Below are 13954 nucleotides of genomic sequence, written 5' to 3' on the forward strand. Positions count from 1 at the left end.
GTGTGGGTGACCTCTGCTCAGTTCTCGTCGTCGGACGCGGCGTCCGAGTCGGAGCCGGCCACCACCGGGGCGAGCGAGAGCTTGCCGCGGTCGTCCACCTTGGTGATCTCCACCTGGACCTTCTGGCCCACAGAGAGGACGTCGTCCACCTCGTTGACGCGCTTGTCGTCGTTGAGCTGGCGCATCTCGGAGATGTGCAGCAGACCGTCCTTGCCGGGGGTCAGGGACACGAACGCACCGAACGTGGTGGTCTTGACCACGGTGCCCAGGTAGCGCTCGCCCACCTCGGGGACCTGCGGGTTGGCGATCGCGTTGATCGCCGAGCGCGCGGCCTCCGCGGACGGGCCGTCGGTGGCTCCGATGTACACGGTGCCGTCGTCCTCGATGGAGATGTCGGTTCCGGTGTCCTCCTGGATCTGGTTGATCATCTTGCCCTTGGGGCCGATGACCTCGCCGATCTTGGAGACGGGGACGGTCACGGAGATCACGCGCGGGGCGAACTCGCTCATCTCGTCCGGCGCGTCGATCGCGGACGTCAGCACGTCCAGGATGTAGAGGCGCGCCTCGCGGGCCTGGGTCAGCGCGGAGGCAAGCACCGAGGCGGGGATGCCGTCGAGCTTGGTGTCCAGCTGGATGGCCGTGACGAACTCACGGGTGCCGGCGACCTTGAAGTCCATGTCGCCCAGGGCGTCCTCGGCACCGAGGATGTCGGTCAGGGCCGCGTACTGGACCTCACCGTCCACGGTGTCCGAGACCAGGCCCATGGCGATGCCCGCCACCGGGGCGCGCAGCGGCACACCGGCGTTGTACAGCGACAGCGTGGACGCACACACGGAACCCATGGACGTGGAGCCGTTGGAGCCCAGCGCCTCGGAGACCTGGCGGATCGCGTAGGGGAACTCCTCGCGCGAGGGCAGCACCGGGGTGATCGCGCGCTCCGCGAGGGCGCCGTGGCCGATCTCGCGGCGCTTGGGCGAGCCCACGCGGCCGGTCTCGCCCGTGGAGTACGGCGGGAAGTTGTAGTGGTGGATGTAGCGCTTGTGCTTGACCGGGGACAGCGAGTCGATCTGCTGCTCCATCTTGAGCATGTTCAGCGTGGTGACACCCATGATCTGGGTCTCGCCGCGCTCGAACAGCGCGGAGCCGTGCACGCGCGGGAGCACGTCCACCTCGGCGCTGAGCTGGCGGATGTCCGTGAGCCCGCGGCCGTCGATGCGCACCTTGTCCTTGAGGATGCGCTGGCGCACGGTCTGCTTGGTCAGGGCCTGGTAGGCGCCATTGACCTCGTCCGCGCGGCCCTCGAAGGGCTTGCCCTCACCGGTGAGCTCGGCCAGCGTGTCGTGGTGCAGCTCGTCCGTGGCGGCCTCGCGCTCCTGCTTGCCGGCGATCGAGTAGACCTGGGCCATGCGCTCGCCCACGAACTGCTCGACAGCCTGGGCGGCGTCGTCCCCGAACCCGCCGAAGCGGGGCAGGTCCAGCTCGGGCTTGCGGTTGCGGGCCGCGAGGTCCGCCTGCGCGTCGCACAGGGCCTTGATGAACGGCTTGGAGGCCTCGAGTCCCTCCGCCACGAGCTCCTCGGACGGCGCGACCGCGCCCTGGCCCTTGATGAGCTCCCACGCGTTGTCGGTGGCCTCGGCCTCGACCATCATGATGGCGACGTCCTGGCCGCCGTCCTTGGTGGTCACCACGCGCCCGGCCACGGCCATGTCGAACACGGCGTTCTCGAGCTGCGAGTGCTTGGGGAACGCGATCCACTGGTGGCCGCCGTTCTCCTCGGCCATCAGGGCCATGCGCACGCCGCCCACGGGGCCCTGGAAGGGCATCCCGGACAGGGTGGTGGACATGGAGGCGGCGTTGATCGCCACGGTGTTGTAGATCTCGTCCGGGGCGATGGACATGACGGTGACGACCACCTGCACCTCGTTGCGCAGGCCCTTGCCGAACGCGGGGCGCAGCGGGCGGTCGATCAGGCGGCACGTGAGGATCGCGTCCGTGGACGGGCGGCCCTCACGACGGAAGAACGAGCCGGGGATGCGGCCCGCGGCGTACATGCGCTCCTCGACGTCCACCGTGAGCGGGAAGAAGTCGAAGCCCTCGCGGGGGTGCTTGCCCACGGCCGTGGCCGAGAGCATCGAGGTCTCCTCGTCGATGTAGACCATGGCCGAGCCGGCGGCCTGACGGGCGAGACGCCCGGTTTCGAAGCGCACGACGCGCTTTCCGTAGGAGCCGTTGTCGATGACGGCTTCGGCACTCTGGATCTCGGGACCCTCCAAGGGTCACCTCCGTTTCTTCGCGCTGCGCGACCCGCGCGGCACACCGGTCTTCGATCGAGGCGCTCGCACCGCTCTCGCGTTGCGAAGGCCACTGTCGAGGACCGCGACATGCGGCGGGCTGCGCAGCCAGGTTGTTTCTGCTGCGGCGGGTCCGGCGGACCCGCGCTCTGGGGTGTCGGGTCGGTCAGGACCCGTGGGCCCGCGTCACCGCGGGCCCCGGCGGTGTCCGTCACGGACGGCGCCGGGTGTGGTGATTCCCCGCGTGCCGCAACGGCAGCGCGGGGAACCACTGGGACTCACATCACTTGCGCAGGCCGAGACGCTCGATGAGCGCGCGGTAGCGGGCGATGTCAGTGCGACGCAGGTAGTCAAGCATGCGACGGCGCCGACCCACCAGGGCCATGAGGCCGCGACGGGTGTGGTGGTCGTGCTTGTGCATCTTCAGGTGCTCGGTCAGGTCGGAGATCCGACGGGACAGAACGGCGATCTGCACCTCGGGCGAACCGGTGTCGCCCTCGTGCGTCGCGTACTCGGTGATGATCTGGTTCTTGATCGCGGCATCCAGTGCCATGGGTAACTCCTCGAGTTAGTACCGTGACCGCCCGGTGCGTGAGATTCCCGCCCGGGGTCCGGGGCGTGCCCCGGGGCCCGACCGCCACGGACCGCAGTCAGACCGTGGACCATCCTAGCCGATGTGGCCCGCGGACACCGCACCGCCGCCCGTGACCTGTGCCCGGGGCGGCCCACCGGTGCGTTCCGGGTGTCTGCGCGGGCTGTGACAATGGGGGCATGCAGACAGACAGCACCGCCCCGCACCCGCCGCACCGGCGCGCGGGCCGTCTCCCCGGTTCCCGCCCGCCCACACCATCCGCGTGCGCACCGCGCCCGGTCCGGTTCCGCACCGCAGGGAGGGCTCTCGTGAGGGACGACGCCGCCCTGTTCGCCGCGTGCGTGGGCGCACCGGCCGTCGTGGTCGCCATGGCCGAGGAGGCCCAGCCGTTGCTGGACCTCGCCGGGGCGCGCAGCCGTGCCCCCCAGCTTGTGGGGGGCGCCGAGCTGCACGCCCTCGAACTGGACGGCGCCCACGTGCTGCTGGTGCGCACCGGCATCGGGCTGGTCAACGCGGCGTCGGCGCTCACGGCGGTGATCGAGAGGTTCGAGCCCGGTGTCGTGGTCTCCGCCGGGTCCTGCGGCGGGCTGCGCGCGGACGTGAACGTGGGAGACCTCGTGATCGGGACCGACTTCCGCTACACGGACGCGGACGCCACGGCCTTCGGCTACGTCCCGGGGCAGGTGCCCGGGATGCCCGAGAGCTACCACTCCTCCCCCGCGCTCGTCGCGGCGGCGAAGGCCGTCCCGGCACCCGAGGGCCGCGCCGTGTGGCACGGCACGATGCTCTCGGGCGGATCCTTCGTCACGGCCGAGAACGTGGGTGCCACGCGCGAGGTCTTCCCCGATGCGCTGAGCACGGACATGGAGAGCACCGCGCTGGCGCAGGTGTGCGGCAGCCACCACCTCCCGTTCCTGGCGGTGCGCAGCATCTCGGACCTGTGCGGGCCCGCCGCGGACCAGCAGTTCCACCTGGAGCTGGACGTGGTCGCCCGGATCAGTGCCCTGGCCGTGCTCCGGCTGCTGGCCGAGCTCGACGCCGCGCCGCGCGGGTCATGACGCGCCCGGTGCGTGGGGCGCAAGGGCCCCGGGGATAGTCTCGGGTGGGAGCACCACAGCGCAGACCGGCCCGCGGGCCGAGGAAGACGAGGAGCACACCGTGAGTGACAGCAAGAAGGACCTCCAGGACGCCGTGCCGGACGTGGCCAAGCACGTGCTGCGGGACGGGCACGAGATCCCCCAGCTCGGGCTCGGCACCTACCCCATGGACGACGCCGAGGCCGAGGCGCTCGTTCCCGAGGCGCTGTGGCGCGGCTACCGGCTGGTCGACACCGCCGTGAACTACGGCAACGAGCGCGGCGTGGGCCGGGGCATCCGCAGCAGCGGCATCTCCCGCTCGGAGCTGTTCCTCACGTCCAAGATCCCCGGCCGGGACCATGGGCGCGCCTCCGTGCGCCGTTCCCTGGAGGGCACGCTCACCCGCCTGGGCACCGACCACCTCGACCTCTACATGATCCACTGGCCCAATCCGGGCGTGGACCAGTACGTGCAGACGTGGCGGGAGATGATGACCGCGCGGGACGAGGGCCTGGTCCGCTCGATCGGCGTGTCCAACTTCCTCCCGGAGCACCTGCTCCGGCTCGAGGCCGAGACCGGTGAGATGCCCGTGGTGAACCAGGTGGAGCTGCACCCGCAGTACCAGCAGGAGGCGCTGCGCCGCTTCCACCAGGAGCACCGGATCCTCACCGAGGCGTGGTCCCCGCTGGGCCGCAAGACCGACCTGCTGCAGAGCGAGTGGCTTGCGGAGATCGCCCGGAAGCAGGGCCGCACCCCCGCCCAGGTGGTGCTGCGCTGGCACGTGCAGTCCGGGATCGTGCCGATCCCCAAGTCCTCGAACCCGCAGCGCATGGCGGAGAACATCGACGTGTTCGAGTGGGAGCTCACGGACGAGCAGATGGAGCGGCTGCGCATGATGCACACCGGCATCAGCGGCTCCGGGTTCGATCCGGCGGTGCACGAGGAGATGTGAGAGAACCGGCCGCGGGACGGTGCGTCCCGCGGCCGGTTCCACCGTGGGCTCTGCTCGACCCGTCTCGCGCGCGTTCCACGGAGGGACAGCACTGCGCAGAGAGGCTGAGCGCGGTCAGTCCCCCGAGCGGGGGTGGGTGCGCAGGATGTCGCGGGTGCGGTTGACGTCGTCGCGCATCTGCTGCACCAGGGCGTCGATGCCGCGGTAGGCCACCATGCCCCGCAGCCGCTCCACGAACTCCACCACCACGGTCTGTCCGTAGAGGTCGAAGTCCTCCACGGCCTCCTCCGGGCGGTCGATCACGTGGGCCTCCACCTGACGCGTGACGCCCTCGAACGTGGGGTTGGAGCCCACGGAGATGGCGGTGGGCCAGCGGGTGCCGTCCTGGTCCACGAGCCACCCGGCGTACACACCGTCCGCGGGGATGAAACCGGTGGCCTCGGGGGCGAGGTTGGCGGTGGGGAAACCGAGCTCCCGGCCGCGGGCCGCGCCGTGCACAACCTCCCCGCGCATCCGGTGCGGGCGCCCCAGCAGACGGGCGGCACCCGCGATGTCCCCGGCCTCGAGGCACGAACGCACCCACGTGGACGAGCAGCGGCGGTCCTCCCGCCGGCCCGCGGTTCCGGGCTCGTCGCCGTGGCCGTCCTCACCGCGGGACGAGGGGGTGCCCGGGACGTCCTCCACGACCACGACCTCGAAACCGTGCTGGCGCCCCAGCTCGCGAATGGCGCTGAGATCGCCGGTGTTGTCGCGGCCCAGGCGCACGTCCGAGCCGATCACGAGGGCCACGGCGCCCAGGGGGTCCACGAGGTAGTCCACCACGAAGCGCTCGGGGCTCAGTTCGGAGAACTCCAGGCTGTAGGGCAGCACGAGCACCGCGTCCACGCCGGTGCGCTCGAGGGCGTCGAGCTTGTCCTCGAGCCCCATGATGAGACCGGGGTGGGACTCGGGCCGGTGGACGAGCGCCGGGTGAGGATCGAACGTGACCACCACGGAACGGGCGTGGCGCTCACGCGCGGCGTTCAGCAGACGGGTGAACACCTCCTGGTGACCCCGGTGGACACCGTCGAAGTTGCCGATGGTGACCGCGGAGGGACCGAACCCCGGGGTGACCTCGTCCAGGCTTCTCCAACGAATCACTGTTCTCCTCGATGTGTTCTGGGATGGTGGTGGCGCACCCCTAGAGCCTACCGCTCCGCCCGGGAGGGCCGTGTCAGCCACAGCCAGGCGAGGCCGACAACGGGCAGCACCAGGGGGATGTATCCGTACCCCGCCCCGAAACCGGACCACACGCTGGCCTTGGGGAACCAGTCATCGTGCACAACGCTGAGCAGCCCGACCCCCAGCACGCCCACGAGCTCCACGAGCACCGCCGCGGTGGCCACCCGGTGCCACCCGGCCCCGTTGCGGGACAGCGCCACGGTGGCCACCACGTAGATCGCGGCGGACAGCGTGGAGAGCAGGATGGCCAGCGGGGCCAGGCTGAACTCCGTGGCCAGCTGGTAGAGGGAGCGCACCCCCGCGGAGAGGGAGAAGACCCAGTACACGACGATGAGCACGCGGCCGAAGCCGGAGCTCTTGCGGTCGTGCCGCCGGTCCCCCGCGCGGCGGCCGAAGCGCTGCTGGAGGGTGCTGTGGGAGGACTCGCGGTCCATCATCGTCCTTTCGCTGCGGAGGGCGCGCCGGCGCTCCCCGGCGCGCCCGTGGTCACTGGTAGTACCAGATGTAGTTCATGCGGTAGACCATCACGATCACCACGGGGCCCGCGGCCGCGAGGATGAGCGTGGACCACCGGGAGCGCTCCACGAGGGACCACACGAACGTGCCCGCGGGGATGAGCAGGGCGGTGAGGAGGTATCCCCAGTACTCGACCACGCTTCCTGAGGCGGAGGGCCCCAGGAGGGGCAGCAGCACGGAGCCCACGCAGTACACGAGCAGGAACGCCTCCAGCACGAGCACCGAGCCCTGGGAGAAGTCGTCCGGTGCCCGCCCGCGCAGCGCCTGCACGAGGCAGACCGCGCACGAGAGGACCCCCAGGACCACCGCGGCCCAGAACCATCCGTCGTATCCCCACAGCATCAGTCGTGTGCCCGCTCTCCGTGTGTCGTGTACGTGTCGGTGGGTGCGGCGTCCGCGCTGCCCGGCTGCGTGGCTGCCGCGTCGCGGGAAGCCCGTGACTGGGCCCCGCCGGCCTCCGCGGCGGCCGGGGAGAACGTGACGCCGGCGGCGATGCCCAGCACGGACGTCGCGTAGCGCTGCCCCGCGCCGCCGCGGTCCTCCGCGAGGGCCACGAGCGTCCCGTCCGGGGCGAAGCACGCCACGGTGCGCCCGCGCGCGGGCTCCGCGGCGGCGTCGTTAGCGGCCGTGCCGTGCGGCCCGATGCGTCGTCCGTGGGAGAGGTCCGTGGCCTCCGCGGCGGTGAGCTCGCGCACCGGGAACAGCTGCCGGGCGGCGTCGGCGATGCCCAGGGTGGGCACGGTGGCGCCGGAACGCACCTGCTCCGTGAGCTCCTCGAGCGTGTGGGCCTGGTCCAGGGTGAAGGTGCCCACGCGCGTGCGGCGCAGGGCCGTGAGGTGCCCGCCCACGCCGAGCGCCTCCCCGAGGTCCCGGGCCAGGGCACGCACGTAGGTGCCGGACGAGCACGTCACGGTCGCGTCCACGTCGATGAAGGCCTGGCCGTCCGCCGCCTCGACCCGCCGGATCCCGTGCACCGCGAACTCGCTCACGGTCACGGGCCGGGCCGGGAGCGTGACGTCCTCGCCGCCGCGCACGCGGGCGTAGGAGCGCTTGCCGTCCACCTTGATGGCACTCACGGCCGAGGGCACCTGCTGGATCTCACCGGTGAGCTGCGCGACCGCGGCGAGAACCTGCTCGTCGGTGGTCCCGGCCAGCCGCTCGGGCGGGGCCGTGCGCGTGACGTCGCTCTCGGCGTCGTCGGTCACGGTGGCCGCTCCCAGGCGGATCCCGGCGCGGTACGTCTTGTCCGTGCCGGTCACCCAGGTGAGCAGCTTGGTGGCCTTCTCCACCCCGATCACCAGCACACCCGACGCCGCCGGGTCCAGGGTGCCGGCGTGCCCCACCTTGCGGGTGCCGGCGAGCCGGCGCATGCGGGCGACGACGTCGTGGGAGGTCCACCCCAGGGGCTTGTCCACGACGACGAGCCCGGCCACCCTCGGCAGGGAGGGGGCCGGGCTCGGGACGTCCTGTCGTGCGTTCACGGGACTCAGACCCGCGGCGCGGACTCGGGGCCCTCGGCGTCGTCCTCGTCGGACGGCGTGCGGTAGGCGTCCTCCCCCGCGGCGTACTGCGCGCCCTGAGCCTGCTCGGCCACCTGGGCGTCCTTCTCGCGGGCGGTGCGCAGCAGCTCCTCGAGCCGCGCGGCGTCCGCCGGGATCTCGTCGGCCACGAAGGTCAGCGTGGGGGTCAACCGTGCGGTGATGTTCTTGCCCACCTCGGCGCGCAGGACGCCCTTGGCGGACTCCAGGGCGCGGGCGGTGTCGGCCCGCTGCTCCTCGTCCCCGTACACGGTGTAGTAGAGCGTGGCGTGCTGCAGGTCGTTGGTGACCCGCGCGTCGGTGACGGTGACGAACCCGAGGCGCGGGTCCTTGACCCGGCGTTCGAGCGCCTGGGCCACGATCACCTTGATGCGGTCGGCCAGTCGTGCGGCGCGTGCGGCGTCGGCCATGGTGGAACTCCTCGTCTGCTGGCAGCGCCGGGCGCTGCGTCCTGCTGGCGACGGGTCACGCGGGAGTGCCCCGTCCGGTGCGGTCCGCCCCGGGAGGCGGACCACGGTGGGAGAGCGGTGCCCGGGGACCCCGTGCGGGTTCCCCGGGCACCGCTGACTCCCGAGTGGTCCGGCCGCCGCGCCCACGCGGGGCACGGCGGCCGGTCGAGCCGGTCAGTCGCGCGGCTTCTCGCGCATCTCCCAGGTCTCGATGATGTCACCCTCGTGGATGTCGTTGAAGGAGCCGAGCCCGATACCGCACTCGTAGCCCTCCCGCACCTCGGTGGCATCGTCCTTGAAGCGGCGCAGCGAGTCGATGCTGAGGTTGTCCTGCACCACGTTGCCGTCGCGCACCAGGCGGGCCTTGCCGTTGCGGCGGATGAGGCCCTTGGTGACGTAGGCACCGGCGATGTTGCCCCACTTGGAGGAGCGGAACACCTCGCGGATCTCGGCGGTGCCGAGCTCCACCTCCTCGTACTCCGGCTTGAGCATGCCCTTGAGCGCGCTCTCGACCTCGTCGATGGCGTTGTAGATGACGGAGTAGAACTTCATCTCCACGCCCTCGCGGTCCGCGAGCTCCGTGACGCGCTCGGCAGGGCGGACGTTGAAGCCGATGATCACGGCGTTGTCCACCGTGGCCAGGTTCACGTCGTTCTGCGTGATGGCGCCCACGCCGCGGTGGATCACGCGCAGCTGGACCTCCTCGCCCACGTCGATCTTGAGCAGCGAGTCCTCGAGCGCCTCCACGGCACCGGACACGTCGCCCTTGATGATGAGGTTGAGGGTGTCGATCTTGCCCTCGGCCACGGCCTCGTCGAAGGACTCCAGCGTGATGCGCTTGCGGCGCTTGGCCAGCTGGGCGTTGCGGTCCGCGGCCTCACGCTTCTCGGCGATCTGGCGGGCGGTGCGCTCCTCCTGGGTGGCCAGGAACGTGTCACCGGCGCGCGGCACGGTGGACAGACCCAGCACCTGCACCGGGCGGGACGGCGTGGCCGCCTCCACGGTGCGGCCCATCTCGTCGAACATCGCGCGGACACGGCCGTACGCCGCGCCGGCGACGATCGAGTCGCCAACCTTCAGCGTGCCGGACTGGACCAGCACGGTGCACACCGCGCCTCGGCCCTTGTCCAGGTTCGCCTCGATGGCCACGCCGCGGGCGTTCTTGTCCGGGTTGGCCTGCAGCTCCAGGGCACCGTCCGCGGTCAGCACGATCGCGTCCAGCAGCTCGTCGATGTTCAGGTTCTCGCGCGCCGAGACGTCCACGAACATGGTGTCGCCGCCGTACTCCTCGGGCACGAGGCCGTACTCGGTGAGCTGGCCGCGGATCTTGTCCGGGTTGGCGTCCGGCTTGTCCACCTTGTTCACGGCGACGACGATCGGCACGTTCGCGGCCTGCGCGTGGTTCAGCGCCTCCACGGTCTGCGGCATGACGCCGTCGTCCGCGGCCACCACCAGCACGGCGATGTCCGTGACCTGGGCACCACGGGCACGCATGGCGGTGAACGCCTCGTGGCCCGGGGTGTCGATGAAGGTGATCAGGCGCTCCTGGCCGTCCACCTCGGTGGAGATCTGGTACGCACCGATGTGCTGGGTGATGCCGCCGGCCTCGCCCTCGATCACCTTGGTGTTGCGGATCGCGTCCAGCAGGCGAGTCTTACCGTGGTCCACGTGGCCCATGACCGTGACGACCGGGGGCCGCGGCGCGAGGACGTCCTCGCCCTCGGCCTCCAGCTCGGCGTCGAGGTCGATGTCGAAGGACTCGAGCAGCTCGCGCTCCTCGTCCTCCGGGGACACCACCTGGATCTGGTAGCCGAGCTCGGCACCCAGCAGCTGGAACGTCCCCTCGTCCAGGGACTGGGTCTGCGTGGCCATCTCACCGAGGTGGATCAGCACGGTCACCAGCGAGGCCGGGTTGGCGTTGATCTTCTCCGCGAAGTCCATGAGCGAGGCACCGCGGCGCAGGCGCACGACCGTGCTGCCGTCACCGTGCGGCACCGACACACCGCCGACGGCGGGTGCGCTCATCTGCTCGAGCTCCTGGCGCTTCGCCCGCTTCGACTTGCGGTGCTTGCCGCGGGCTCCGCCGCGACCGAAGGCACCCTGGGTACCGCCACGGCCGCCGCGGCCGCGGAAGCCACCGCCGCCGCCGGGTCCACCACCGGGGCCGCCACCGCGGCGCGGACCGCTACCCGGAGCCGGACGGCTGCCGATCGGCGCCACGCTCGTGGTCTGGCCGGGCATCATGTTGGGCGAGGGGCGCGGACCACCGGGACGGGGGCCGCCCTGACCCTGCCGGGGCGCACCCGTGCGAGGAGCGCCGGGACGCGGACCGCCCTGGCCCGACTGCGCGGGGCGCGGACCACCGGGACGGGGACCGCCCGGACGGGGGCCGCCCTGGCCGGAGTTGGCCGAGCGCATGCCCTGCTGGGCCGCAAACGGGTTGTTGCCGGGGCGCGGGGCGCCGGGCTTGCCGGAGCGCTGCTGGCCACCGGGGCGAGGACCGCCGCGCTGCGCGCCGCCTTCGGAGCGGCCCATCCCCTGCTGCGAGGCGAACGGGTTGTTTCCGGGGCGGGGAGCGGACTGGCCGGGCTGGGCGCCGGGCGCGGGGCTCTTGCGCGGACCGGGAGTGGCACCCCCGGGACGGGGAGCGCTGCTCGCGGGGGTCCCGGGCGCGGAGGACTCCGACGCCGCGGCGGGCGCTGTGCCCTGCTGCGGTGCGGCGGACTTCGGCGCCTCCGACGACGCAGCCGCGGCCTTGGGGGCCTCGGACGCCGCGGGCTTCTCGGCCCGGGCGGCGTTGCCGGACGCGGCGGGCTTGGCGGGTGCCTTGGCGCCGGGCTTGGGACCGGCCGCGGCGGGCTTCTTGACACCCTGGGCGGGGGCCTTGGCCGCGGGCTTGGCGGCCGGGGCGCTGTCGCCGCCGGCCGGGAACGCGGTGCGCAGCTTCTTGGCTACGGGCGGTTCCACCGTGGACGAGGCGCCACGGACGAACTCACCGAGTTCCTGAAGTTTGGAAATTGCTTCCTTGGACGTGATTCCGAGCTCTTTCGCGAGCTCGTGGACACGGGGCTTGGCCACTGTTCTCCTGTCTCGGTCCGCACCGACACAGGTACGAACCGTTTATCTTCCGTTGAAGCCGCCGCCGAACACGGGCGCGGTGCGCGGGTGTCCTGCACGGCTGCGGGGTGAGTACGTGGAGGTACTCATCGGCCGGCACTCATCGGTTTTCCATGGTCTTCTGACTCGCTTTCCTGGTGTTCGTGCTCCTGCACGGGCAGGAGCACGCGGAGCTGTTCCATGAGGTCCTGTGCGCTGACCGCGGTGCGGAACGAGCGGTTGAAGGCCCGTTTCCGGATCGCGAGGTCGACGCAGCGGGGGGTGGCGTGCACCCAGGCCCCACGGCCTCCCAACTGGCGCCGGAGATCCACGACGACCCGAGGGCCGGCTGCGGTGCTCTCCGTCGTCACGCGGACGAGTTGATCGGGGGACGTCACGGCGCGACAACCCACGCAGGTGCGACGGCTCGTGGTGCTCATGCCTGCTCCTCGTGTGCCATCCCCGTGGACCGTCCGGCGCCGGAGCGCGCACGATCACGGCAGATGGTCCACCTGATCAGAGCACAGTCTAGCGCGCGGGGCGCCGATCCCCCGAATCCCGCGGGTCTCAGCGGTCCGTTGCGCGGGATTCGGGGACGATGTCGATCTTCCAGCCCGTCAGCCGGGCGGCGAGTCGGGCGTTCTGCCCCTCCTTGCCGATGGCCAGCGAGAGCTGGGAGTCGGGGACCACCGCGCGCGCCGAGCGGGCGGCGTCGTCGAGCACCACCACGCGCGAGACGCGCGCCGGGGACAGCGCGTTGCCGATGAACTCGGCCGGGTCCTGCGAGAAGTCGATGATGTCGATCTTCTCCTCCCCCAGCTCGTTCATGACCGCGCGCACGCGCGAGCCCATGTCCCCGATGCACGCGCCCTTGGCGTTGGCACCCGGGCGGCGGGCCTCCACGGCCATCTTGGTGCGGTGCCCGGCCTCACGCGCCAGGGTGACGATCTCCACGGAGCCGTCCGCGATCTCGGGGACCTCCATCTCGAACAGCCGGCGCACGAGGTCCGGGTGGGAGCGGGAGAGCGTGATGGACGGGCCCTTGAAGCCGCGCTTGGCCTCCACCACGAACGCGCGGATGCGGTCGCCGTGGCGGTAGGTCTCCCCGGGGACCTGCTCGTGCGGGGGCAGCAGGGCCTCCACCGTGCCCAGGTTCACCTGGACCATCCTGGGGTTGTTGCCCTGCTGGATCTGCCCGGAGACCAGCTCGCCCTCGCGGCCCTTGAAGTGGCCCAGGACGTTGTCGTCCTCGACGTCCCGCAGCTTCTGCAGGATCACCTGGCGGGCGGTGGCCGCGGCGATCCGCCCGAAACCGGAGGGGGTGTCGTCGAACTCGCCGATGCGCTGGTCCTGCTCGTCGAGCTCCGGGGCCCAGATGGTCACGTGGCCGGTGCGGCGCTCCACCTCGGCGCGGGCGCCGTCGATGGCCCCCGGCGAGCGCATGTAGGCCAGCAGCAGCGCCTGCTCGATGGTGGGGATCAACACGTCCACGGGGATGTCCCGCTCGCGCTCGAGCAGTCGCAGGGTGCTCATGTCGATGTCCATGTGTCCGGCCTTCCGTCCCGCCACGCCGGGTCTGCGGGCCTGGCTGCCCCCGGGAACCAAACAGCGCGCCGCACGGGAGTGTGCGGTGCGCTGCTGCATGGCTGTGTGGTCATGTCCTCTTGTGGGCAATGGTACATCCCCGCGGGGACGTCAGTTCTCCACCTCGGACCGCGCGGTGCGGATCGACGCGTAGTCCACGCGCTCCGGGTCCAGCAGCTTCACGGGCATCCCCTTCTTCGGCTGGTGGGAGCGCTGGACCACCGCGTGGTCCTCGTGGGCCTCGAGCAGCCGGGCGGTGTAGCGCTCCCCCTCGAGCGGGCGGATCCGCACGAGGTGGCCCACGGTGCGCCTCCAGTGCCGCGGCGTCTCGAGCGTCCGGGTGGCACCGGGCGAGGAGACCTCGAGCTCGTAGGGCGGGCCGGGAACGGGGTCGTCGCGGTCCAGCGCGTCGGAGATCTCCTGGGCCACCGCGGCCACGCGGTCCAGCCCGAGGGCCTCGGTGCCGTCCGGGAGGTCCACGAGGACCTGCAGCGTGCGGGTGGCCCCCTGCCCCTTCAGCTCGCACTCCTCGAGGTGCAGCCCGGCGGCCGCCACCACCGGTTCGACGGTCGCGCGGATGGGTGCGTGGTGCTCGGAACTCATGCGTCCTCTTCTCCTGGGTCTCGTGGCCGCGTGTGC

At 71.8% G+C, this 13954-nt stretch carries 13 protein-coding genes; 2 read left to right on the plus strand and 11 right to left on the minus strand.

Going from position 1 to position 13954, the window contains the following annotated elements; all coding sequences use genetic code 11:
- Positions 1 to 17: 17 nt before the first annotated feature.
- Positions 18 to 2273: a polyribonucleotide nucleotidyltransferase gene (locus DNL27_RS08575; RefSeq protein ID WP_112235277.1), complete on the minus strand. Its 2256-nt coding sequence runs from the start codon at positions 2271 to 2273 to the stop codon at positions 18 to 20.
- 301 nt (positions 2274 to 2574) lie between these two features.
- The gene (gene rpsO, locus DNL27_RS08580; RefSeq protein ID WP_012398664.1) at positions 2575 to 2844 is read right to left on the minus strand and encodes a 30S ribosomal protein S15; all 270 of its coding nucleotides are present in this window, start codon (positions 2842 to 2844) and stop codon (positions 2575 to 2577) included.
- A gap of 347 nt (positions 2845 to 3191) precedes the next feature.
- On the opposite strand from rpsO, the gene mtnN reads away from it, so the two are divergent.
- Positions 3192 to 3941, plus strand: a complete 750-nt coding sequence (mtnN, locus tag DNL27_RS08585; RefSeq protein ID WP_229565221.1) for a 5'-methylthioadenosine/S-adenosylhomocysteine nucleosidase — start codon at positions 3192 to 3194, stop codon at positions 3939 to 3941.
- 205 nt (positions 3942 to 4146) lie between these two features.
- A complete protein-coding gene (locus DNL27_RS08590) occupies positions 4147 to 4911 on the plus strand; it encodes an aldo/keto reductase (protein WP_370447113.1) in 765 nt (254 codons plus the stop codon).
- A 114-nt stretch (positions 4912 to 5025) separates the two neighbouring features.
- Here DNL27_RS08590 and DNL27_RS08595 read toward each other — a convergent pair whose 3' ends face one another.
- The 9 genes from DNL27_RS08595 to rimP form a co-directional block, all read right to left on the minus strand.
- Entirely contained in the window at positions 5026 to 6051 is a 1026-nt protein-coding gene (locus DNL27_RS08595) for a bifunctional riboflavin kinase/FAD synthetase (RefSeq protein WP_012398667.1), read from the minus strand.
- 47 nt (positions 6052 to 6098) lie between these two features.
- Positions 6099 to 6569 carry a hypothetical protein gene (locus DNL27_RS08600; RefSeq protein WP_012398668.1) on the minus strand — a complete coding sequence of 157 codons (471 nt, stop codon included), beginning with the start codon at positions 6567 to 6569 and terminating at the stop codon, positions 6099 to 6101.
- 49 nt (positions 6570 to 6618) lie between these two features.
- A complete protein-coding gene (locus DNL27_RS08605) occupies positions 6619 to 6990 on the minus strand; it encodes a hypothetical protein (RefSeq protein WP_012398669.1) in 372 nt (123 codons plus the stop codon).
- Entirely contained in the window at positions 6990 to 8129 is a 1140-nt protein-coding gene (gene truB, locus DNL27_RS08610) for a tRNA pseudouridine(55) synthase TruB (RefSeq protein ID WP_112235278.1), read from the minus strand. Before truB ends, DNL27_RS08605 begins: the two co-directional genes overlap by 1 nt.
- Positions 8130 to 8134: 5 nt before the next feature.
- A complete protein-coding gene (gene rbfA / locus DNL27_RS08615) occupies positions 8135 to 8596 on the minus strand; it encodes a 30S ribosome-binding factor RbfA (RefSeq protein WP_012398671.1) in 462 nt (153 codons plus the stop codon).
- Between the two features lie 213 nt (positions 8597 to 8809).
- Positions 8810 to 11713 (minus strand): translation initiation factor IF-2, encoded by a 2904-nt coding sequence (gene infB / locus DNL27_RS08620; protein ID WP_112235279.1) that lies wholly within the window; start codon positions 11711 to 11713, stop codon positions 8810 to 8812.
- 125 nt (positions 11714 to 11838) lie between these two features.
- Positions 11839 to 12171, minus strand: a complete 333-nt coding sequence (locus DNL27_RS08625) for a YlxR family protein (RefSeq protein WP_058955359.1) — start codon at positions 12169 to 12171, stop codon at positions 11839 to 11841.
- Positions 12172 to 12298: 127 nt separating this feature from the next.
- Positions 12299 to 13276 carry a transcription termination factor NusA gene (nusA, locus tag DNL27_RS08630; protein ID WP_112235280.1) on the minus strand — a complete coding sequence of 326 codons (978 nt, stop codon included), beginning with the start codon at positions 13274 to 13276 and terminating at the stop codon, positions 12299 to 12301.
- Positions 13277 to 13426: 150 nt separating this feature from the next.
- Positions 13427 to 13918 (minus strand): ribosome maturation factor RimP, encoded by a 492-nt coding sequence (rimP, locus tag DNL27_RS08635; RefSeq protein WP_112235281.1) that lies wholly within the window; start codon positions 13916 to 13918, stop codon positions 13427 to 13429.
- Positions 13919 to 13954: the final 36 nt, after the last annotated feature.

It is taken from the genome of Kocuria sp. BT304 (assembly GCF_003290245.1).
GTDB classification, from domain to species: Bacteria; Actinomycetota; Actinomycetes; order Actinomycetales; family Micrococcaceae; genus Kocuria; species Kocuria rhizophila_A.

Excerpts from the sequence above, each read along its gene's own strand:
- rpsO (WP_012398664.1), bottom strand. The coding sequence starts at position 2,844 with ATGGCACTGGATGCCGCGATCAAGAACCAGATCATCACCGAGTACGCG.
- DNL27_RS08590 (WP_370447113.1), top strand. The coding sequence starts at position 4,147 with ATGGACGACGCCGAGGCCGAGGCGCTCGTTCCCGAGGCGCTGTGGCGC.
- DNL27_RS08600 (WP_012398668.1), bottom strand. The coding sequence starts at position 6,569 with ATGATGGACCGCGAGTCCTCCCACAGCACCCTCCAGCAGCGCTTCGGC.
- DNL27_RS08605 (WP_012398669.1), bottom strand. The coding sequence starts at position 6,990 with ATGCTGTGGGGATACGACGGATGGTTCTGGGCCGCGGTGGTCCTGGGG.
- rbfA (WP_012398671.1), bottom strand. The coding sequence starts at position 8,596 with ATGGCCGACGCCGCACGCGCCGCACGACTGGCCGACCGCATCAAGGTG.
- DNL27_RS08625 (WP_058955359.1), bottom strand. The coding sequence starts at position 12,171 with ATGAGCACCACGAGCCGTCGCACCTGCGTGGGTTGTCGCGCCGTGACG.
- nusA (WP_112235280.1), bottom strand. The coding sequence starts at position 13,276 with ATGGACATCGACATGAGCACCCTGCGACTGCTCGAGCGCGAGCGGGAC.
- rimP (WP_112235281.1), bottom strand. The coding sequence starts at position 13,918 with ATGAGTTCCGAGCACCACGCACCCATCCGCGCGACCGTCGAACCGGTG.